The following is a 22,245-nucleotide window of genomic DNA, read 5'->3' as shown; positions in this document are numbered from 1 at the left end:
GCCGAGAATTTCAGACCTTTGAGGGGCAATCTGCGGTCAGCGACGCGCCTTTTGCCTTTCGCGGTTCCAGATATAAAGACCAGAGGCGATGATGATCAGGCCACCGGCCAGCGTCCAGACTGTTGGCCATGTCGCAAACACCAAAACACCGGCCAATGCTGCCAGAAAAATCTGGCTATAGACCATCGGAGCAAGAATAGATGCATCCGCCCAGCGATGCGCCACCGTAGCCAAAATATGGCCCATCATGCCGAAGCCGCCAATCATGAGCATGATGAGCCATTGCAAGCCGTTTTCGGGCCAGACCCAGACCGACAGTGCAAAAGGTGCCAACGCGATGGATGCCAGGCCAGACGACCAAACCTGCTGGGTCGCGTTCGTCTCAATTCCGGCCAGCATACGTGTCATGATGAAATACAGTGACGCGATAATTAAGGCTGCGAGCGAGAAAAACATCGCAGGATGAAACTCGGTCCCCCAAGGCTGTATAACCACCAGCACCCCTAGGAACCCAACACACACTGCCACAATCCGGCGCAAACCAACCTTTTCACCGAGGATCGGGATCGCCAGTAGCGTCACGACGATGGGACCAGCGAACATGATGGTCGTCGTTACCGTGATGGGCAAAGATTGCAACGCAAAGAAGTTGCAAATGGTCGAACCGAACAAGAAAAGCGATCGCAGTACCTGCTTGAACGGCGCTCGGGACAGAAAGATCTCACCCCGCTCTTGTGGCAGATACAAGATCATCGCGTAGACGAAATGTCCAAAGTAGCGCACAAAGACGACCTGCATCACCGGCAATCCCGCAAGCACTAACCACTTTGCCGATGTGTCGATGCAGGTAAAAAACACCACTGCAAAGAACATCGTTAAAACGCCAGCGGCGGCACGGTCTTCGCGTGGGATAGGCGCGCTCATAAAATCACACGGTTCAGACGGTCATACCTCCGTCGATGGATATACACTGCCCAGTCATGTACCTGCTTTCCTCAGAAGACAAGTAAACCACAAGATCAGCCACCTCTTGTGCTTCACCGATCCGGCCCATGGGCTGACGAGCGATAAAGTTCTTCATAGCCGCGTCGTAGTCTCCGGTGTCGCGCAGGCGCTGATGCAGGCTGGGGCTATCAACGGTGCCCGGTGCGATACAATTACAACGAATTCCTTGCGTGACAAAATCAGCAGCCACTTGCTTGGTGAGCCCAATAGTGGCCGCTTTGGAAGTGCCATAGATAAACCGATTGGGCAAACCTCGCACGCTTGAGCAGACTGATGCGATGTTCACAATTGCACCACCGCCGCGTTCGACCATTCCCGGCAAAGCCGCTTGTATAGCGTGAAAGTGTGGGCGCACGTTCAGATTCATCGCGAAATCAAACTCTGCGTCCGTTGCGTCTAGAATTGTTCCGTTGTGAACGACGCCAGAGCAGTTCACAAGAATGTCTGGCTGCGCTTTGCGTACAGCTTCGACCAGCACAGTTTTGTCCGTCACATCCAGTGCAAAGCTTTCTGCTACGTCCAACCCGTCAAGAAGATCACCATTAAGATCGGTGGCGATGACCGATGCACCGTCGCGAGCCAGCGCCTCTGCAGTAGCGCGGCCGATGCCCTGCCCAGCAGCCGTAAGGAAAGCCCGTTTCCCATCCAGACGCATCACGCGGGTCCCTTCAAGTTTTTGCCCATCCAGTCCACCATCTCTGCAACCATTCGATCACCATCCCCGTCCTCCACGGCATCTGAAAGTGCGTTTCCGGCACATCCAGACATACGACTTTTCATTCCCATGTCAGACAGCATTTGACCGTAATAGCCCACATCCTTGGACGCATTCGCGATTGCAAATCCAAGGTCATTCTGACCGTTTACGGCATAGTTGCGCACGAAATCCATCATGCCCGAACGTAGTGGACCAGCGGACATCACATCGTAAAGCGCCTGCCGGTCAATGCCCGCAGCATCGGCAGTCGCGAAAGCCTCGGACATGGCAACCGCGGTTGTCATACCAAAGAAGTTATTGATCAGCTTGATTGTGTGCCCGTTTCCAAGCGCTCCAAGATGAAAAACGTTTTCCCCCAACACATCGAGTACCGGTTTCACTTGGTCGTATGCAGCTTGGTCACCAGAGCACATCAGATTCAGCTGACCTTCTTTCGCATGAGCAGGCGTTCGGCCTAGCGGTGCGTCCAAATAAGTCGCGCCTTTTTCAGCCAACGCCGCGCCGATCCTTTTGGTCGACTCTGGTAGCGACGTGCCAAAGTCGATCACCACCTGACCCGGTTTCACCCCCGCCAGAATGCCAAGATCGCCGTAGACACGGCTTTCCACCTGATCCGAGTTGCCAACGCAGAGCATGACAATATCGGCACTCCCGGTCAGCGCCTTAGCATTTGGCGCTTCGTTGCCACCACGCGCAATCGCTTCTTCAACGCCAGTGCGGTCACGGTTACCAAGCACAGTGACCGCATATCCTGCGTTTTGCAGGCATTCGACCATTGCCCGGCCCATCAGGCCCAGCCCGATGAATCCTATTGTCGGTTGCGTCATTTCAAACCCTTCATGTCTAAACCCCGGTATAGTCGCCCGGCACACCGCCAGTCCGCACAGGGTGTCCTTGTTTCGCCGAAAGCGCCGCTGCCAGCGTCATCTCCAACGCCTTCATGCCGTCAATACCAGTACACAACACATCGTCCTCACCCCCGGCCACTACATCGGCAAAACGTGCAATCTGTTCGAGCAATGGATCAACCTTTTCAAACTGCGCCCTCGGCGTACGCCGCAGCGGTTTTGACCATTCGATCTCTCCCGGAGCGGACCGCCCCCAGACGGTCAGCGACGGAAACTCAAGCGCGCCTTCGGTGCCGACAAAGCGCACGTAATCCTGGTGCGACGCAGCAATAGTAGGATTTTCGTTGGATGCCGCCTCGAACGACCAAGGCGAAGCGCCTGCGTCAGAAATCAAGAAAGACCCCAACGCGCCATTGGCGAACCGCAGAGCAAGAGCCGACGTATCCTCAATCACAAATCCGCGCCGTGCATTCGATGTGAGCGCGGTGACCTCTTCAATCTCTCCGACAAAGAACCGAAGCAGATCAAGCTCGTGTGTCAGATTGGTCAGCAACGGCCCCGCACCTGGCTGCCGCCGCCAATCAGCATCGTAATACGTATCATGCTTGCGCAAAGACCACAGGCCCTGAACCCCAACCAAATCACCGATCTGTGCAAGTGCATCGCGCGTAGCGCGCGAAAATGGATGGCACCTGCGGTGATGCCCAGTGAACAAGGGTACAGCTTTTGCTGCTGCACGCTCGATCATCTGCCGCGCGTGATCCAGGGTACCAGCCGTTGGTTTTTCCACGACCACGGGCCAACCGCGGTCGATACATGCCAAAGCCGAAACATGGTGATCCTGCGTCGGAGTTGCGATAACGGCTGCACGGGTCTCGGCAGGGGTGGCGTCCAATGATTCAACTGCATTCAAACCCATCGCCTGTAATTCGATGCGCCGCTCTGCAAATGGTTCGACCACGGCTGCAATCCGTGTCTTTGAACAGGCCAGAGCCACCTCGACATGGCGCATTCCAATCGACCCGGCACCAATTATGACAATGGGCAATTCCGTCACATTACAGCTCCGACCTGCCATGGTACGAATTCGTAATCTCCAAGCCCCTGCGCCTCAGACTTCGACGCCACGCCACTAGCCATGCGCAACCACATCCCGTAGATTTCGCGACCCACTTCCTCGACGCTCGCACCATCCGATAGGACGCGACCCGCGTTTACATCCATATCCGAGGTCAGGCGCTCGTACATCTGAGTGTTGGTCGCCACCTTCATCGTCGGCGACGGTTTCGACCCAAATGCCGATCCACGACCTGTGGTAAAGCAAACAAGGTTACAACCGCTGGCGATCTGACCAGTCACGCTGGCAGGGTCATAGCCAGGGCTGTCCATGAAGGTGAAGCCCTTGGCTGTAACCGGCTCGGCGTATTTGAAAACTCCGGTCAACGGTGTCGTGCCGCCCTTGGCCGCCGCGCCAAGCGACTTTTCGAGGATCGTGGTCAACCCGCCCTGCTTGTTTCCGGGACTTGGGTTGTTGTCCATATTGCCACGATTGCGTTCGGTATAATCCTCCCACCATTTAATGAGGTCGATGAGCTTGTCACCCACCGCGCGATCCGCCGCTCGGGCGGTCAGCAGATGTTCAGCACCGTAAATCTCAGGCGTTTCGGCAAGAACACCAGTGCCACCTTGCGCGACCAGAAGATCGCAGGCATGGCCAACTGCAGGGTTCGCAGTAATGCCGGACCATGCGTCTGACCCACCGCATTGCAAAGCCACCATCAATTCAGACGCAGGGCATGGTTCGCGCTCGACATCGTTGACCAAGGGCAACATGGCTTCGATCTTTTTGATGCCCATCTCGACCGTGGTTCGCAATCCACCAACGTCTTGGATATTCATGCTTTGAAAGAACGGTCCCGGCGTCAAACCATACGCCTCGATCAACCAATCGATCTGCATCATCTCACAGCCTAGGCCAGCCATCAAAACACCACCGACATTTGGATTACGGGCATATCCCCAGAGTGTGCGCTGAAGCAGCTCGAAACCGGTACCGTCCCCACCCATCGCACAGCCAGTGCCATGTACAAAAGCCGCCACGCCGTCGACATTTGGATAGGCCGCCAGAACATCCGGCGTGAAGTGTTCTGCGATCATCCGCGCAGCGGTGGCCGAGCAGTTGACAGAGGTCAAAACGGCGATGTAATTGCGCGTCCCGACCCGGCCAGTGGCCCGACGGAAGCCCATGAACGTGTCTTGTTGAGTGGCTGAGGCAACCGGGCGCAGGTTGGTCGAGAATTCGTATTCAGTGTCGACATTGCGGAATTCGAGGTTGTGCGTGTGAACATGCTCGCCATTCGCAATATCCTCGGCGGCATAGCCGATCACCTGCGCGTATTTTCGCACAGCCGTCCCTTTGGGAATATCTGTGGTCGCCATCTTGTGACCGCGTGGGATCAACTGGGTCGCGCCCTCTTGCCCGACTTCAAGCGGCGAAATGGCAGTAATGACATTGTCTTCAGGCGAAAGGCGAACAGTGTTCATGTATCTCACAACTTTGATCGGGGCGCGGCAGAAAAAACGCCACGTGATAGCCAAATGGATCAGGCGCAGGCAGGGCTGTCGCTTTTCCAACGGTGAATTGGAATATGCGGCTGGCCGCTCAGACGTGCGCGGGCCTCAAACCACATGTCACGCCAGTCCTGCCAATCGGACAGAACGCGATCCGGATGCGCGCGCGACCGTACGACGAAATCCGGAAAATGGGCGCGCCCTGTCGGTTGGCCTGTCACGTTATACCTAATGTCAAAGGACCAGCGGAATTGGTTGGATCGATTGTCCAGTGATGCGTGTGGCGTCAAAGGATGAAAAATCACTGCGCCCCCCGCCTTGACTGGCAACGGTTGCGCCTTGTCGAGATCAAGGAAACCATCCGCGATGGCCGTCTGTTTCTTGGGGCAATGCGGATACATCTGCGGCTTGCCGGGGATCGCCTGCAGACACCCGTTTTCGACCGTTGCATCGGATACTGCCAGCCAAACAGTGACCATCTGCGTGGCATCACCCTCTTCATGCGCAACGGCACGGTCCTGATGCCAGTCAGTCGCCATGATGTGCGCCCGATCCTCTGATCCGAGCAACGTGGGCGCTGGCGGTTTAAGGCGCACATGTTGAATTGGGTTCGATGTGATCTCGGGTCCAAGCAGACCCTCAACCAGATCAAGAAGACGCGGTGCAGTAATCATGTCGAAAACGGCCGGACCGAAATGGAACGGCGTGTCAGGTCTGACTTCACCACCTGGAAGCGAAATATCCATCGGCTGGAACCAGTCGCAACCCGCCTCATAGCTGACCAAAAGTTTCTGCCAGAAATCCATATCAGCCGCTTCCGGCACCTGACCGTCGGAATGCCAACCGTCGTATAGGTCGTCAAGCAACACTTCGTACTCGTGCTTGACGGCACTCAGCGTGGGCAAAGAAAGAACATCGGGCACGACAAGAACGCCGTCTGAATGGAACTGATCGATTTGGTTTTGTGTCAGCATAACAGGTGTCCTTAGGCGCGAAGCGTTTCCAATTTGTCCCAATCAAAGACCACGCCATGCCCGGGCCGATCTGGCGCGATTGCATGCCCGTCAACGATCTCAACTGGCTTTTCGATGTAGTTTTCAAGCCCAAAGCCATGCGCCTCAAGATACGAACGGTTCGGACAAGCCGCGAGTAGCTGTACGGTAATGTCATGCGCACCATGGCTGGTCACTGGCAGATGAAATGCCTCGGCTAGGCGGGCTATCTTCATGAATGGGGTTACCCCCCCACAATTGGTGACATCGGGTTCAGGGAAAGTCACACCACCTTCGATAGCTGTCCGGAATTCCCACAAAGACCTTAGGTTTTCGCCCGAAGCGACGGGAATCCCACCTTCAGTCAGGATACGACGATGGCCTGCTGGGTCTTCTGGTGGGATAGGCTCTTCGAACCACGTGAGGTCGAAGTCAGCGAAAGCCTTGGCCGCGCGAATTGCGCCGTCGACAGTAAACTTCATATTCGCATCGGCCATCAGCGCCATATCTGGACCAAACGCATCACGTAGAGCAGCAAGCTTGGCCACGTCTTCGCGCAAAAGATCGCGACCCACTTTCATCTTGATAGCGCGGTGTCCTTTGTCGATGTTTTCGTGTGTCTGAGCCACCAATTCGTCGGGTGTTAGGTGTAAGTCTATGCCACCCGCGTAGCATGGGACATTGGCATCAAATCCGCCCAATAAGCGCCATAAAGGCAATCCCGCCCGTTTCGCCTTGAGATCCCAAAGCGCCATATCGAACGCGGACAGCGCCAAAACGGTTGGACCACCACGCCCGCCGTAATGAAACGCCCACCAAAGATCTTTCCAGATCGCTTCGACCAAAGACGGGTCTCGGCCCATCACCAGCGGGGTCATTTCACGACCAAGGATATCTGCAATCGCTCCACCGTTGACGCCACAAGTGAATGTGTAACCAACACCTTCTGCCCCATCACTGTCCAGAACGCGGGAAGTGACAACCTCGAACCTGGTCATTCTTCCATGCATGCTGTCTTCCAGAGCGTGCGGCAGCGGGATCAGGAAATGATCTGTTTTCACATGTGCGATCTGCGTGGTCATGGCGCGATATACACTAAGCTCATTGAGAAAGGGGGCGAGGTTATCCCGCCCCCTTTGACTTTTCCTGTTTCTAGGTCATCGGTCACAGGAAGATCGTGACAATCGGAGGCCAAATCAGGAGCACAGACAGCGCGATCAACTGCAACGCAATGAAAGGCAGGAAGCCACGGAAGATCTGCGTCAAAGTGATATGCGGCGGTGCAACCGATTTCAGATAGAACGCCGCTGGTCCGAAGGGTGGCGACAGGAAACTGACCTGCATGTTCATACAGAACACCACACCAAACCAGATTGCTACGTGACGAGGGTTCAGTTCCCCGAAGATACCAATTTCCTGAACAGGAAGCTTGAGTACGATGGGTAGGAACACCGGCATGATCAACAGAACGATGCCAACCCAGTCCATAAACATCCCCATGATGAGGAAGATGAACATCATCACAAGAATGATCGACATGGTGGGCAGTTCAGCTGCAATGATCATGTTGGCTACATAGGTCGGACCACCTGACAGCGTGTATGCCGCAGCAAGCGCGGCCGCACCGATCGTCACCCAGATAATCGTACCGGTGGATTTCAGTGTACGGATCAGGCTGTCCCAGATGATCTCGAACGTCATTTCGCGCCTGATCACGCTGATGGTGAAAACCGCCACGACACCCATGCCGGCGGCTTCGGTGATGCCGGTGATCCCCATATAGATTGAGCCAAGCACAACACCGATGACGACCACAGGTGCAATGAGCCCTTTGCCCATGTCCCAACCTGTCGCCACACGCTCTTTACCGATTGCATACATGCCGGCGGCAGCAATACCGAACGCAACAGCGATATATGGCAAGTGATAGACCATGCCTAAGGCGATCGGGTCTTCGCCCTCTTGTAGCGTGTTCTGCCCTGTAACCGTGAAGAAAAGAGCGCGCAGGAAAAGTACGCCGATGATCCAAAGCCCAAACTTGGAAAGGAATCCAAGAAACATCAGACCTTTTTCACGTCCGGCCGGCGCATCGGGGTCAATCTCAGGCAACGGCGCAAGCGATGGGTTCAACCGCGTCCGGATCACAATGTAAATGATAAAGAACGACGCCAGCATAAAGCCCGGCAGGAAGGATGCTGTGAACAGCGCTTTGATCGAGGTTTCCGTCACGAGACCATAGAAAATCAAAACGATGGATGGCGGGATCATCGTGCCCAAAGACCCTGACGCACAGATCGTCCCGATGGCGAGGTTCTGGTTGTACCCAAGCCGCAGCATTTGCGGCAGGGCGATCAACCCCAGCAAAACAACTTCACCCCCGATTATGCCAGACATGGCAGCCATGATCACAGCCATAATAGACGTAACGATAGCAATACCGCCGCGCGTTCCAGACAGCCACACGTTCAACGAGTTATACATGTCTTTGGCAATGCCGGACCGTTCCAGCAGGGCGGCCATAAAGATGAACAAGGGTATCGATATCAGGACATAGTTGGTCATCTGACGATAGACCGCCTGTGCAAGCACCGACATTGGCCCTGAGCCGAAATCGCGGAACAAAAGCTCTGGACCAAATTTCATGATCAGGACGGCCACCGCAAGAAACGCTGACGCGAACCCAAGCGGCATGCCGATGGCAAGCAGGAAGAACATGCCCAGCAAAAGCCAAATACTCAGAGTGGCCACATCCGGAGCTTTCATCCAGGAGAGGTAGCTTAGGAATTCCATTTCCATTGTCTTACTTCTCCAAAGTTCGACGGATGTTTTCGATTTCCGTTTCGTCGATGTCATCTACGGCCAGGTGTTCAGCCGATTTGTTCCAGTCAGAAAAGATGTTCGACAAAGCCTGTAGAGCGACGAAACAGATGATGATCAGAATCGCGGGTTTGACGATGCCGGGAATGGGCGGATCCCACGCGGTGCCAAACGTCTCCATCCGCAAAAACCGGCGCATGGCATCATCGAAACCGCCCCAGACCATCGCAAAAGTGAAGAACCAGATCAGGAAAAGAGACAGAATATCAGAAGATTTCTGCATCCAGCGCGGCATCATGTCGTAAATCACGTAAATACGGATGTGGCTGCGCTGCTGCATGGCGTATTGGCCAGCCAACAGAAATACAAAACTCGCGATCCAAAGCGACAGCTCATTTGCCCAAAGAGTTGGTCGCGCAAAGACATAACGCGACACCACTTCATAAAACATCACAATCACGATGAGTGCGACCATGATCATCGCAATCCGCGAACACACCAACGATACGATGTCGAACACGCCGTCCGGCTCGAACTCAATTGCACCTCGTGTGTCAGACAGATAAAGCGCAACAGTCAGGATTGACCCCACAATCGCGAACAACATGATCTGCACGATCGGGCGACCAGCAGGCCGGATCATTTCGTGCATCCCGATGGCATCTTCCGACAGTATGCGGTTTCCGACCAACCAAACAAACAGCACGGCAACCACCGCGGTGAAAGCTATGGCGGCGATGCGAATAGGCTGCCTGAACGAGCCCAACCAAAGGCTGTCCTTCTCCATCCCGATCCTCCCTCGAAGATGCTGAGCCTTGTACCGGCCCATGATGACTGCTTGCTTCTAAGATGCGGGCCCCGGCATAGGGGCCCGCTTGTATCAACGAGGTGTCATAACCAAAGGCTGTGACACGCTTTCATCAGTTGATCAGGCCAAGCTGGCGCAGATAGCTTTTATGGCTTTCGACCAATGCGGCAGCTTCAGGGCTGCGAGTTGCCCAATCATCCCAAGCGGCCTGCGCGGCAACGCGGAATTCTTTGCGGTCTTCATCGGACCAAGCATAAAGCGTGACGCCCTGCTCTTGCAGTGCAGCGGCAGCTTCGGTGTTGGCCTTTTCATTCGCCATAGCGATCTGGAAGGACAGCTTCTGCCATGCTGTCTCGAGGATACGGCGCTGCTGTTCGGTCAGGCCATTCCAGACATCAAGGTTACAAGCCAAGTGGTCAGATGGCATTGAGTGGAAGCCCGGGTATGTCGCGTGCTTAACGATGTCGTACAGACCCAGACCAACGTTGTTTGCAAGCCCCGACGCGTCAGCACCATCGATAATGCCGGTTTCCAGAGCGGTAAAGATTTCGGTGAAATCCATCACGATCGGCGATGCGCCCATCTTTTCGAAAATCTCGGTCTCCATGCCCGGAGGCGAACGGAACTTCCAGCCTTTCAAATCATCGGGGCCAGCAAGCGGCTTGGAGGACGAGAACGATTCCTGGCCGTAGATCGCCCAACCAATCAGCTGCATGTTCTGAGCATTGTACAGCTCTTGCGCCGCATCCCAGCCACCGCCGTGATAAAGCCAGCTGTATTGCTGCCAAGGCGTGTCGTAGCCGCCCATGATGTCACCAACAAACTGGAATGCAGGATTCTTGCCGGTCTGATACGCGCCGCCTGTGGCGTCACAATCGACGATGCCGTTGATGGCCGCGTCGAACGTTTCAACTGTCGCCACGACCGAGGACGAATAGAACATCTCAATGGTGATATCGCCACCGGACATTGTCTGAACGTCATCGATCCATGTTGCCAGCATTTTGCCGGTCGGGTGCTCGGTAGCATAGTGCGTCTGGATGCGCAGGTTCACCGGCTCAGCTGTTGCAGACATGGCGATCATCGCCGTCGCGCCAGCCGCCATCAAAGTCGACTTCAAATTCATTGTTATTCCTCCCTTGGCGGCTCTCCTCGACCGCCTGTCACACCTTGGCGCAATAGATGCGCCGCGAAAGATGGTATACCATCCTGAAATGAAACGTAGCGAATGGAAACTCGACACGCAAGATTTTTTGGTATACCAAATTTCGAACTTTTATCGAAACGCCTTGAACGACCAGTCATCAAAAACGTTCCGCGGAAGCGTCTGATTGTGCAGAAAAAACCGGATGTCGAAAGAAACACTCGCTGAACAAATTGCCCATCGGCTTCGTCGTGACATCTTGCGCGGCAAGCTCTTGCCCGGAGCATCTGTCAAGGAACGCGATATCGCATCCGACATGGGAGTGAGTCGCACACCTATCCGCGAGGCTGTGCGCATCCTCGCAAAAGAAGGGCTGGTCGAATTGCGTCCATCGCGAAGCCCAATTGTTGCGCTGTCCGATTATTCTGAAGTCGCGGAGCAGACCGAGGTCTTGATCGCCTTGGAAAAACTGTCGGCCGAGCTCGCCTGCAAGAACGCATCCGATGCCGAGATCGAACATCTGGCAGACATCACAAAATACATGTCAGACAATTTCGATACCACCGATCCATTGGAAATGTTCGAGATCGACATGTCGTTTCACATGGCCATCGCAGCGGCTTCCGGCAACAAGGCGCTGGCCGAAACACATGGCACATTCCTACGCCGCCTATGGCGCGCCCGGTATCTTGCAGCACGCCAACGTCGCAATCGGGAACGTGTCGTCAATCAACACACTATGATTCTAGATGCTCTTCGCGCACGCGAAACAGACGCCGCCCGCGACGCGATCGACAACCACCTCTGGCACTTGGCCGAAGACATTCGTTCCGTCATAGAACAAGAAACAGCGACTCAGGAAACGTAAGGAAAACAGCGATGAAGCTTTTGCGATTCGGGCCCGTGGGCCAGGAAAAACCCGGCATTCTGGACAAAGACGGGAACGTACGGGACCTGTCTGGAAAGGCCGCTGATTTTGCAGGTGAAAGCGTATCGCTGGAAGCCCTGGAAAGAATCCGCGGCTTGGATGTGGCAGCCCTTCCGGTCGTCAATGAGCCCGGGCGCATTGGCTGTGCTCTGGCCTCGGTACCGAACTTCTTTTGCATCGGTCTGAACTATGCACTCCACGCCAAAGAAAGCGGCATGGCCGAACCCGCGGAGCCGATCATCTTTTCCAAGGCCAGCTCGGCCCTATCCGGCCCATTTGATCCAGTCATCATCCCGCGCTCTTCCGTTAAAGGCGATTGGGAAGTCGAACTCGGCGTAGTGATCGGAAAACCGACCCTCTACGTGAGCGAGGACGACGCACTTGACCATGTCGCAGCGTACTGCACGATCAATGATGTGTCGGAACGCGAATTCCAAATTGAACGTCAGGGGCAGTGGATCAAGGGCAAGTCCGCACCCACTTTCGGACCGGTTGGACCATATCTCGTGACTGCCGACGAAATCCCCGATCCTCAATCCTTGCGTGTCTCTCTCGACTTGAACGGCGAAACGGTACAGGATTCCAACACAAGTGACATGATCTTCAACGTGCGCCAGATCATTAGCCGCATGAGTCAGTTCATGCAGCTCATGCCGGGTGATATCATCGCGACCGGCACACCATCAGGTGTTGGAATGGGAATGAAGCCGCAGCGTTTCCTCAAGCCCGGCGATGTGATGGAGGTCGAAGTCGAAGGTTTGGGTCGCCAGCGCCAAGAAGCTGTCGCAGCTCAGTGAAGGCAAAAAACGCCTCTCTGGCGCAGCGTCGCCCCAATTCATGTCTTTGACCACCAACCTGAACGCATATCTTTATTTTGAAACCGTGGCGCGGCGTGGGACCATCACCCGCGCCGCCGAAGAATTGTCTGTCTCGCCTTCTGCTGTTAGCCAACAGATCAAGCTTTTGGAACAGCGGCTGGGCATCAAGCTTTTCCGTCGTGACGGGCGCACGCTGAGTCTGACACTGGAAGGCGAACAACTGTTCCAATCCTCGACAACGGCCTTGCGCTTACTGCGCGATGCCGGTCGTCATTTGGGAAAAACGCGCGAAACGCATCGGTTAAATCTTCGGGTCACCCCAAGTTTCGGCGTGCGGTGGCTTGGTCCCCGGTTGGCCGATTTCGTCGCGCGCCATCCAGACTGGGATTTGCGTGTCGATGCAGCACCGGACCCAACCGATTTCGAACGCGAAGTTATGGATCTCGATATTCGCTATGGCACGGGGGATTGGCAGGGCCTGCATTCGCGGGCGGTTGTCCACGACCACGTCCTCCCATTGTGCAGTCCAGGTTATCTGGCTGAACTGAGTCCCTCAGACAATCCCGGCGCCCTGCTAGATCAGGCGCGTTTGATCGACAGTGCGCGGGCGTTGTGCCAATGGGATTTCTGGCTCTATCACAACGGGATTGTCACACAGGGCAACCAAAAATCTATCCTCATGGATCGGTCGTCGATGGCTTTGCAGCTTGCGCTGGATGGGGCCGGTATCGTTCTAGAATCGTTGGCCCTTGCCCTGCCAGAAGTTGCCGAAGGTCGGCTTGTTCCGATCTTACCTGCAATCCCAGTTCTGACATTTCCATCCTACTGGGCCATCTGTCCTGCACGATATCTGAACCGCCGCGCCGTGAGGTTGTTCCTGGAATGGCTGGACCAGGAGGTCAGCGCTCATTCCGACCAGATTGATGAGATTTTAGTGAGCCACGATTTGACTGTCCACGACCTGAAGCTTGATGGCGGGCAGCTGGTCAGTATGTGACCAAAAAAATCTAGTGGATCAATGATCCCCCGTTCACATCAATCTCTGATCCTGTGACATAAGCCGAAAGGTCTGACGCCAAGAACAAGGCACACCCTGCCACGTCCGAAGCTTCACCTGCCCGACCCATCGGGATGCCGCCAAGGATCTGCTCCATCATATCGGACGTCAGTTTGCCCCCCGTAATGTCTGTGGCGATAAACCCGGGACAGATCGCGTTTGACCGGATGCCATCAGGCGCAAGCTCGCGGGCCATTGCCTTGGTCAAACCCAGAATCCCAGCCTTTGCTGCGGAATAATGCGGCCCACCAAAAATCCCACCACCACGCTGTGCGGATACAGAAGACATGTTGATAAGCTTGCCCGTCTTGCGGTCCCGCATATGGGGGATCACGGCTTGGCTCATATTCAGCGTGCCAAGCAAATTAACGTCCAACACCGCATCATAGTTTTCATGCGTGATATCCATGATCTTGAGCGGCTGAGTGATGCCAGCATTGTTGACCAAAATGTCGATCTGTCCAAAGGCCTCGAGCACTGTTGTGGCGGCTGCATCGCAGTCAGGCTTGTGCGTTACATCACAAGCAAGGCCCAGGTTACCGTCACCGATATCAGCCGCCGCATCCTCGGCTTGCGCCGCATCCAGATCAAGTATCACAATCCTTGCGCCATGTGATGCGAAAAGACGGGCTGTGGCCTTGCCCAGCCCCCGTGCACTGGCCGCCCCCGTGATGATAGCGATTTGTCCGTCCAGAAGTTTCATATTTTCTTTCCCATAAGAGGGCGTTGCCCAGCGTCAGCGCTCCGTAATCTTGCAGCCGGTTAGTGCCTCGTAAGCGCGGATGACGGCACTGTCGTCTTCACGACCCAAACCCATACCACCGGCGCCCACCATCATCTGATACGCCGCGGCAGCCAGTGGAACCGGCGCGCCACTGTCACGTGCGGATTGAACGACGAGGCCCAAATCTTTGATGAAGATATCCACTGTCGAGGTCGCCACGGGATCGGTCTGCATCATACGCGGCGCACGGTCGTCCATCATCCAACTTTGCCCGGCAGAACTAGATACGATGTCCAGCAACCTCTGCGGATCACACCCCGCCTTGGCGCCAAAGGCCATCAGCTCGGCGGCCGCCACCAAATGCACCCCCGCGGCCAGTTGATGCACCACCTTATAGGTGGCCCCCATGCCTGGTTCATCACCCAAGCGGTGAACCTTTTTAGACACTGCAGCCAAAACACCCTCTGCCCTATCGAACGCCGACTCTGGCCCAGACGCCATGATGGTAAGCGTGCCGCTGTCCGCGCCAACCTGACCGCCCGACACGGGCGCATCCAGCATCAAATGCCCGGCGTCATTCAATCGTGCGGCAATAGTCCGCGCTTCTGACGGCGCCACAGTCGAAGACAGGATGACCACGGCACCCGGCGCCAGTGCATCGGTGACGCCATCAAAGAGCGCCGTCTCAGCCTGCGCCGCAGTCGCCACCATCACCAGAAGCAGGTCACAGCCTTCGGCTGCCACAACAGCGCTTTCGGCACTTTCGCCCCCGCTTGTCTCAAACCGTTCGCGGGCGTCGATAGACAGGTCGAAACCGTTAAGAGGAATGCCCGCCTGGATGATCTTGCGCGCCATGCCCTGACCCATTGCGCCAAGCCCGATGATTGCGGTGTCTGCCATCTCAGTCCCCCAACCATTCTTTGATCTGTGCAGTTATCCTATCGACGGTGATCCCGTACTGATCGTGCAACGTAGGAAGCGCGCCAGCGTCGAGGAATTCGTCCGGCAAAGCGATCTGGCGGAACGGCACATGCACCTGCGCCCGCATCAGCGCGCCTGCAACAGCTTCACCCAGGCCTCCAGTAATCGAATGGTTCTCGGCCGTCACAACAAGCCGCCCACCTTTTCCAGCTTCGGCACAGATCGTCTCTACATCCAGCGGTTTGATTGTTGGCGAATGCAGCACCGCACACGAGACCCCATCAGCAGCCAGTGCTTTGGCCGCATCAAGCGTACGCATGGTCATGAAGCCAGACGAGATAATCAAAACATCCGTCCCGTCGTGAATCATCTTCGCTTTGCCAAGTTCAAACTGGTACCCATATTCGCCCAACACATTCGGCACCTTGCCCCGCAAAAGGCGCATGTAGACCGGACCGGGTGACTCTGCGATCGCGCGCGTTGCTTGGTCTATGTCAACCGCGTCGCAAGGGTCCAACACCGTGAGGTTCGGCAAACCCCGCATAATGGCAAGATCCTCGGTCGCCTGATGACTAGGGCCGTACCCCGTGGACAATCCGGGCAGGGCGCAGCAAATCTTGACCGGTAGATTTTCCTCGGCGATCGCCATCGCGACAAAGTCATAGGCGCGTCGAGATGCAAACACCGCGTAAGTCGTCGCGAAAGGAACAAACCCTTCGCGTGCCAGGCCGGCAGCGGCGGACATCAGCAACGCCTCGGCCATGCCCATTTGATAGAACCGATCTGGATAGGCTTCGGCAAAGATGTGCAAGTCGGTGTATTTCGAAAGGTCAGCCGATAGGCCGACAATATCGTCGCGCGTTCTTCCTAGATCGACCAGCGCATGGCCAAACGGCGCCGCGATTGTGTCACGGCCTTCGGCATCCAAAGACGCGATCATCGCACTGGTGGCGACCCGGTCACCGCTTGCTGGTGTACGTGGTGCGTATTTCGATTTCCGGCGCGAGGATGCGGGAATACTCATAGCGGTTTGTCCTCGTCCAGAAGCGCAATCGCTTTGGTCCATTCGTCAGCCTCAACGCGGATAAAGTGCGTGCTTTCCCGGGTTTCTAGAAACGGGATGCCCTTACACATTTTGGTATGGCAAATGATCACGCGCGGCCGTGGGTCGGGATGATTGCGGGCATTGTCAAAGGCTTGCGCAAGCGCATCCAGGTCATTGCCATTCACCTCTTGCGCATACCACCCAAAGGCAGCCCATTTCGGCGCTTCCTTGGGCGTTGCCAACGCATCAAGTGACGGTCCATCCGCCTGCTGATTGTTGAAGTCGACAACCGCGATCAGATTATCGAGCTTCCATTGGACGGCTGACATCACCGCTTCCCAGGTTGATCCCTCGCCCAGCTCGCCGTCGGACAACATGTTATACACAAACGCACCAGACGCCTTGCGCTTCAGGCCGAGTGCAGCCCCCACCGCGATTCCCAGGCCCTGACCGAGCGACCCGCCAGTGATCTCCATGCCCGGCGTATAAGATGCCATGCCGGACATCGGCATCCTGCTGTCGTCCATGCCGTAGGTTTCAATCTCGTTCTCGGGCAGGATACCAGCCTCGAGAAGCGCCGCGTAAAGCGCAATCGCATAGTGGCCAATAGACAGGTAAAACCTGTCGCGCCCCTCCCATTCCGGATCATCAGCGCGGTAATCCATCGCGTGAAAATACGAAATCGCCAACACATCGGCCACACCCAGTGCTTGACCAATATAGCCCTGGCCCTGCACCTCGGCCATGCGCAGAGCATAGCGTCGGATCGCCCATGCACGTGCCGCAAGGCTTACATTCGATCCATGTATTTCGCTGCGATTGGGCAAACCGGGTCTCCTCCCTCGTTGCGCGTTGCTTTGAACGAAAATCGCTTTAACGCAGGCTGTCCAACAAGCCGGAAATCATTAATCACCGTTTAGCACAGCTTAATGATTTCATTCGAATTTATGATGGTTATTACACCCACAGCCCCGGTATCTTGATGCAAACCGCACTATCCATAGAGGTAAATCCATGAATTTGTCCGCTCTACTCGCTGCGCGCACAGCACAAGGCAAACCCGTCCGGATCGGCCTGATCGGTGCGGGTAAATTTGGATCGATGATCCTGTCTCAGGCGCAACACATCGATGGGTACCACATCGTCGGGATCGCGGATCTGGATGTCACCAAGGCACAGACGTCACTGGCGCGCGTGTATTGGGAGAAAAACCAGTATTCGGCGTCATCCCTGACCGACGCGATCACATCAGGTGCCACTCACGTTACCGACGATGCATCAAGTCTTTTTGCCTGCTCTGAAATCGAGGTCATCATAGAAGCGACGGGCCATCCCATCGCAGGCGTGCGGCACGCTTTGTCTGCCATCGACGCAGGCAAACATGTGGTCATGGTCAATGTCGAAGCCGACGTGATGTGCGGCCCGGCTCTGGCCGAACGAGCGCGCAAGGCAGGGGTTGTCTATTCAATGGCCTATGGCGATCAGCCTGCCGCAATTTGTGAATTGGTAGATTGGGTGCACTCCTGCGGGTTCGAATTGGTCGCCGCTGGAAAAGGCATGAACTTTTGCCCCGGCTACCGCTATTCAACGCCTGACACCGTCTGGGACTATTTCGACTTCACTGACGAACAGGTCAAATCAGGCGACTTTAACCCAAAGATGTACAACTCCTTTACGGATGGCACCAAAGCTGCCATCGAAATGGCCGCCGTCGCCAACGCGACCGGGATGGACTGCCCAAGTGACGGATTGGCGTTTCCGCCTGCCGGGCTGCAAGACTTGGCCGAGGTGTTCAAACCTGTCAGCGAGGGCGGGCGTTTGGAAAAAACCGGCATTGTCGACATTGCAGCCAGCCGCGAGCCAGATGGGCGCGTGGTTCTGAACAACATTCAATATGGCATGTTCGTCACCTTCCGCGCGCCAAACGAATACACGCGCCAATGCTTTAACCAATACGGGCTGATGACCGACGCATCCGGCTGGTATGGAAGCATGTGGCGACCGTTTCACCTGATCGGGCTGGAAACCGCTGTCTCGGTCCTATCCGCCACCCTGCGCCGTGAACCGACCGGCATTTCGAAACGATATCGCGCAGATGCGGTTGCCACAGCGAAGGGTGATTTCGCTGCCGGTAACATGCTGGACGGCGAAGGCGGGTTCAAGGTCTGGGCCAAGGCTATTCCGGCGAAACAGGCAGTCAGCCTTGGCGCGCTTCCCATAGGCCTGGCCCATCACGTCAAACTCAAGCGCAGCATTGAGCGTGACCAGATCGTAACGCTGGATGATATAGAGGTGGTCGACGACCTTGACATCCATGCGCTGCGAACTGAGCAAAACCAACTGCTGGAAAGCTAACATGACGGCCATTCAGAACATGGCAGACGCTATCCGCTTTCTTGCGATCGATGCAATCCGAACCGCGGGCGAGGGGCATCAAGGTGTGCCACTTGGCATGGCTGAGATTGCCGCGACGCTCTATGCAAACCACCTTAAGGCTGCACCGAAAGACCCGCTTTGGCCCGACCGCGACCGCGTTGTTCTGTCGAACGGGCATGGTTCCATGTTGCTCTACGCGCTTTTGCACCTTTCGGGCTATGACAAGATGACGCTGGATGCGCTGAAGTCGTTTCGCACGCTGCATTCGGTCTGTGCAGGCCACCCCGAGATTGAACAGAATGCAGGTATCGAGATCACCAGCGGCCTTCTTGGCCAGGGTATCGCCTGCGCGGTCGGCATGGCCGTGGCCGAAGAAAGGCTCGCAGCCCGATTTGGCCGTGATTTGGTGGATCACCGCACCTGGGCTTTTGTCGGTGATGGATGCCTTCAAGAAGGTATGGGGCAAGAGGCAATCTCTCTCGCCGGGCATCTTCAATTGGGACGTCTGACCTTTCTGTGGGATGACAACCAGATCACCGATGACGGCGACACCGCGTTGTCGATTTCAGAAGACGTGCCAGCCCGGTTTTGCGCAGCAAACTGGCATGTGGTGTCGGTTGATGGACACGACATCGATGCGGTGGACGCCGCATTCATCGAGGCCAAATCCGATCCGCGCCCGTCGCTCATCGCATGTCGCACGACTATCGCGCGGGGCATTCCGCGCCTGCAAGGCAAGCGCGGCGGCCATTCCGCCCCGCTCACACCACAGGATGCAGACGAGGCCCGTATCGCGCGCAGCTGGCCGCATCCGGCCTTTCATATACCGAAAGACATTTACGACGACTGGCACAAAGCGATGGACCGAGGTGCACAGGCCCAGACAGAATGGTCCAAAACGCTGGCAACACATCCCGACCAAGACGAGTTCAACCGTTGGATGACTGGCGCCTTGCCAGCTAATTGGGCGGACAACCTTCCCGGATCGCGCAACGATGCGCGTGCCACGATCCTATCATCAGGGGATGCGTGCGATATATTGACAGAGGTACTGCCTGAACTCATCGTGCTCTGCGCCGATCTCGAAGCTCCGACCAATCACAAACGCAGTCGCGATTCCTTTAACCTGACAAACCGCGCCGGGACTTATGTGCATTGCGGCGTACGCGAACACTTGATGGGCGCGATGGTCAGTGGCATCGCCGCACATGGCGGATTGCGACCGATCAACGTGACGTACCTGGCCTTTGCCGATTACGAACGCCCCGCGATGCGCATGGCCGCGCTGATGAGTCTGCCCGCGATTTACGTCTTCAGTCATGATTCCATTGGTGTCGGCAGCAACGGACCGACCCATCAACCGGTTGAAACCCTGGCAAGCTACCGCGCGATGCCGAACATGCGGGTGTTCCGACCGGCGGACGCGGTGGAAACGGCAGAGGCGTGGGAGGTCGCGCTGGAAACCTCAGATGGCCCTTCAATGTTTGCCCTGTCCCGACAGGACGCTGATCAAGTGCGCAGCGACACATCGGAAAACCTGACACGGTTGGGCGCCTACATTCTTGCTGGGAAAGACGGGGATCGCGACCTTACCTTGATCGCCACAGGCACCGAGGTTGGTTTGGCTGTAAAGGCCCGCGATATTTTGGAGCCCCTCGGCATCCGCACCACAGTCGTCTCTATGCCCTGCTGGGACCTGTTCGAAGATCAGCCCCCCGCCTATCAGGCGCAGGTTCTGGGGGATGCCCCGCGCATCGCAATCGAGGCGGCGCTGAAATTTGGGTGGGAACGATGGCTGCGGCCAACCGACCGATTCATCGGAATGACAAGCTTCGGCGCGTCAGCCAAAGCGCCTGTACTCTACGATCATTTCGGGATCAACGACAACAAGATCATCGTGGCCGCAAAAGAGCTGACAGGGCGATAACCGCCCTGCCACAACGCTTGATCACATGCCGTTCAGATCAACCGGCAATAGCGCATCCGGCATGTTCTGGTAGCAAACCGGACGCAGGAACCGGCGGATCGCCAGCGTGCCAACAGACGTTGCGCCAAAGTTCGTCGATGCCGGATACGGTCCGCCATGTACCATTGCATCGGCCACCTCAACGCCAGTGGGAAAACCGTTGACCAGCACGCGCCCGGCCTTGCGCTCAAGCACGGGAACAAATGGGTGTGCGATGTCGGTATCCGCGTCGTCCATCTGCAGAGTTGCAGTCAGCTGGCCTTGCAGACTGCGCGCCACCTCTAGCATTTGTTCAGGTCCGCTGGCAGTCACGAGGATACCCAACGGGCCGAACACTTCTTCGGCCAAATCTTCATTTTTAAGCCATGTATCAGCATCAACTTTATAAATCGCAGGGGCCGCATTGCGGCGGTCGCAGGTCGATTTCAGAAGCTCCTGAACACCGCTCGCGGAACCGACCTCAGCCACACCGCGTCGGAAGGCGTTCGCGATCCCGTCGGTCAGCATCACAGACTCTCCGGCAGCCTCCAACGCATCGGTTGCGGCCTTCGCGAACGCATCGAACTCTGGTCCCTCGGGTGCAACGACGATCCCTGGATTGGTGCAGAACTGACCAACCCCCATCGTCAGAGATCCAGCCCAGGCCGCGCCTAGATCGGACCCGCGTGCAGCAAGCGCATTGGGCATAACGAAGACCGGATTGACCGACCCAAGTTCGCCAAAGAACGGGATCGGAACGGGCCGTGCCGCGCAGAGATCGAACAGCGCGCGCCCGGCGCCCAAAGACCCAGTGAACCCAACTGCATTGATCAGGGGATGCTGAACAAGCGCGCCGCCCAATTCGTGGCTGGTGCCCTGGATCAGGGAAAACGTGCCAGCCGGCATACCGCATCGCACAATTGCTGCTGCGATGGCATCGGCGACGATCTCACCGGTAGCCGGATGGGCCGGATGGCCCTTGACGACAACCGGGCAGCCCGCCGCCAGCGCCGAGGCGGTATCGCCACCAGCAGTCGAAAACGCGAGCGGGAAGTTGGAAGCGCCGAACACGGCGACCGGTCCAATCGGCCGTTGCACCATCTTCATATCAGGCCGGGGCAAAGGCTGGCGGTCCGGCAGGGCCGCATCATGGCGGCGGTCCAGATACGCACCATTCCGAATATGGTCCGCAAACATCCGCAATTGGCCAGTGGTACGCCCGCGTTCGCCTTGAAGCCGCGCTTCGGGAAGACCGGTTTCGGTGCAGCCCAGTCGTGTAATGTCGTCACCACGCGCGTCGATCTCTTCGGCAATCGCATCCAAAAACGCAGCGCGTTCTTCGCGGCTTGTCCACCCGTATGTGGCAAATGCTTCTTCGGCAGCGCGCACTGCACGATTGACCTCATCGGCACCACCTTCGGAAAAGGTCTGACCTTCGCCTGTCACTGGTTGCGACGTGAATGTGGTTTGGCCGGACACCCAATCGCCGGCGATCAGGTGTTTGCCATGTGGTTCATAAACCATTGAA

21 protein-coding genes are annotated in these 22,245 nt (G+C 56.5%); 6 read left to right on the top strand and 15 right to left on the bottom strand.

Going from position 1 to position 22,245, the window contains the following annotated elements:
- Positions 1-36: 36 nt before the first annotated feature.
- The 10 genes from ACTG4M_RS02945 to ACTG4M_RS02900 all read right to left on the bottom strand — a co-directional run bounded on the left by ACTG4M_RS02945 (position 37) and on the right by ACTG4M_RS02900 (position 10,834).
- Entirely contained in the window at positions 37-924 is an 888-nt protein-coding gene (locus ACTG4M_RS02945; protein WP_439122142.1) for a DMT family transporter, read from the bottom strand.
- 13 nt (positions 925-937) lie between these two features.
- The gene (locus tag ACTG4M_RS02940; RefSeq protein ID WP_439122141.1) at positions 938-1,660 is read right to left on the bottom strand and encodes an SDR family oxidoreductase; all 723 of its coding nucleotides are present in this window, start codon (positions 1,658-1,660) and stop codon (positions 938-940) included.
- A complete protein-coding gene (locus tag ACTG4M_RS02935) occupies positions 1,660-2,580 on the bottom strand; it encodes an NAD(P)-dependent oxidoreductase (protein WP_439122177.1) in 921 nt (306 codons plus the stop codon). Before ACTG4M_RS02935 ends, ACTG4M_RS02940 begins: the two co-directional genes overlap by 1 nt.
- On the bottom strand, positions 2,567-3,628 hold the full coding sequence (locus ACTG4M_RS02930) for a Gfo/Idh/MocA family protein (RefSeq protein ID WP_439122140.1): 1,062 nt from the start codon (positions 3,626-3,628) through the stop codon (positions 2,567-2,569). The genes ACTG4M_RS02935 and ACTG4M_RS02930 overlap by 14 nt, the downstream gene beginning before the upstream one ends.
- A complete protein-coding gene (locus ACTG4M_RS02925; protein ID WP_439122139.1) occupies positions 3,625-5,115 on the bottom strand; it encodes a UxaA family hydrolase in 1,491 nt (496 codons plus the stop codon). The genes ACTG4M_RS02930 and ACTG4M_RS02925 overlap by 4 nt, the downstream gene beginning before the upstream one ends.
- A 59-nt stretch (positions 5,116-5,174) precedes the next feature.
- The gene (locus tag ACTG4M_RS02920) at positions 5,175-6,116 is read right to left on the bottom strand and encodes a phytanoyl-CoA dioxygenase family protein (RefSeq protein WP_439122138.1); all 942 of its coding nucleotides are present in this window, start codon (positions 6,114-6,116) and stop codon (positions 5,175-5,177) included.
- A gap of 11 nt (positions 6,117-6,127) precedes the next feature.
- Positions 6,128-7,216, bottom strand: a complete 1,089-nt coding sequence (locus ACTG4M_RS02915; protein ID WP_439122137.1) for a mandelate racemase/muconate lactonizing enzyme family protein — start codon at positions 7,214-7,216, stop codon at positions 6,128-6,130.
- 82 nt (positions 7,217-7,298) lie between these two features.
- The gene (locus tag ACTG4M_RS02910) at positions 7,299-8,924 is read right to left on the bottom strand and encodes a TRAP transporter large permease (RefSeq protein ID WP_439122176.1); all 1,626 of its coding nucleotides are present in this window, start codon (positions 8,922-8,924) and stop codon (positions 7,299-7,301) included.
- A 10-nt stretch (positions 8,925-8,934) separates the two neighbouring features.
- The gene (locus tag ACTG4M_RS02905) at positions 8,935-9,738 is read right to left on the bottom strand and encodes a TRAP transporter small permease subunit (RefSeq protein ID WP_439122136.1); all 804 of its coding nucleotides are present in this window, start codon (positions 9,736-9,738) and stop codon (positions 8,935-8,937) included.
- A 133-nt stretch (positions 9,739-9,871) separates the two neighbouring features.
- Positions 9,872-10,834, bottom strand: a complete 963-nt coding sequence (locus ACTG4M_RS02900) for a TRAP transporter substrate-binding protein (RefSeq protein WP_439122135.1) — start codon at positions 10,832-10,834, stop codon at positions 9,872-9,874.
- Here ACTG4M_RS02900 and ACTG4M_RS02895 point away from each other — a divergent pair.
- Genes ACTG4M_RS02895 through ACTG4M_RS02880 form a run of 4 tightly spaced genes read left to right on the top strand, consistent with a single transcriptional unit; the run spans position 10,833 to position 13,646 of the window.
- Positions 10,833-11,090, top strand: coding sequence for a hypothetical protein (locus ACTG4M_RS02895; RefSeq protein WP_439122134.1), 258 nt, complete (start codon positions 10,833-10,835; stop codon positions 11,088-11,090). The genes ACTG4M_RS02900 and ACTG4M_RS02895 overlap by 2 nt on opposite strands.
- A gap of 18 nt (positions 11,091-11,108) precedes the next feature.
- Positions 11,109-11,771: a GntR family transcriptional regulator gene (locus ACTG4M_RS02890; protein WP_439122133.1), complete on the top strand. Its 663-nt coding sequence runs from the start codon at positions 11,109-11,111 to the stop codon at positions 11,769-11,771.
- A gap of 11 nt (positions 11,772-11,782) precedes the next feature.
- Positions 11,783-12,628, top strand: coding sequence for a fumarylacetoacetate hydrolase family protein (locus ACTG4M_RS02885; RefSeq protein WP_439122132.1), 846 nt, complete (start codon positions 11,783-11,785; stop codon positions 12,626-12,628).
- A gap of 40 nt (positions 12,629-12,668) precedes the next feature.
- Positions 12,669-13,646, top strand: coding sequence for a LysR substrate-binding domain-containing protein (locus ACTG4M_RS02880; RefSeq protein ID WP_439122131.1), 978 nt, complete (start codon positions 12,669-12,671; stop codon positions 13,644-13,646).
- Between the two features lie 10 nt (positions 13,647-13,656).
- On the opposite strand, the gene ACTG4M_RS02875 is transcribed toward ACTG4M_RS02880, so the two are convergent.
- Genes ACTG4M_RS02875 through ACTG4M_RS02860 form a run of 4 tightly spaced genes read right to left on the bottom strand, consistent with a single transcriptional unit; the run spans position 13,657 to position 17,223 of the window.
- Positions 13,657-14,409 carry an SDR family NAD(P)-dependent oxidoreductase gene (locus tag ACTG4M_RS02875; RefSeq protein WP_439122130.1) on the bottom strand — a complete coding sequence of 251 codons (753 nt, stop codon included), beginning with the start codon at positions 14,407-14,409 and terminating at the stop codon, positions 13,657-13,659.
- A gap of 33 nt (positions 14,410-14,442) precedes the next feature.
- Positions 14,443-15,330, bottom strand: a complete 888-nt coding sequence (locus ACTG4M_RS02870) for an NAD(P)-dependent oxidoreductase (protein ID WP_439122129.1) — start codon at positions 15,328-15,330, stop codon at positions 14,443-14,445.
- A gap of 1 nt (position 15,331) precedes the next feature.
- A complete protein-coding gene (locus ACTG4M_RS02865) occupies positions 15,332-16,375 on the bottom strand; it encodes a transketolase family protein (RefSeq protein WP_439122128.1) in 1,044 nt (347 codons plus the stop codon).
- Complete coding sequence (locus ACTG4M_RS02860) at positions 16,372-17,223, bottom strand: transketolase (RefSeq protein WP_439122127.1); 852 nt, start codon at positions 17,221-17,223, stop codon at positions 16,372-16,374. The genes ACTG4M_RS02865 and ACTG4M_RS02860 overlap by 4 nt, the downstream gene beginning before the upstream one ends.
- A 187-nt stretch (positions 17,224-17,410) precedes the next feature.
- Here ACTG4M_RS02860 and ACTG4M_RS02855 point away from each other — a divergent pair, with 187 nt between their 5' ends.
- Entirely contained in the window at positions 17,411-18,751 is a 1,341-nt protein-coding gene (locus tag ACTG4M_RS02855) for an NAD(P)H-dependent oxidoreductase (protein ID WP_439122126.1), read from the top strand.
- Between the two features lies 1 nt (position 18,752).
- Positions 18,753-20,699: a transketolase gene (tkt, locus tag ACTG4M_RS02850; RefSeq protein WP_439122125.1), complete on the top strand. Its 1,947-nt coding sequence runs from the start codon at positions 18,753-18,755 to the stop codon at positions 20,697-20,699.
- 21 nt (positions 20,700-20,720) lie between these two features.
- On the opposite strand, the gene ACTG4M_RS02845 is transcribed toward tkt, so the two are convergent.
- Positions 20,721-22,241, bottom strand: a complete 1,521-nt coding sequence (locus tag ACTG4M_RS02845) for an aldehyde dehydrogenase (NADP(+)) (protein ID WP_439122124.1) — start codon at positions 22,239-22,241, stop codon at positions 20,721-20,723.
- Positions 22,242-22,245 lie beyond the last annotated feature (4 nt).

The sequence above is a fragment of the Marivita sp. genome (assembly GCF_965656765.1).
In the GTDB taxonomy this organism is placed as follows: Bacteria; Pseudomonadota; Alphaproteobacteria; order Rhodobacterales; family Rhodobacteraceae; genus Marivita.
This window is presented reverse-complemented; position numbering and strand designations above follow the sequence as displayed.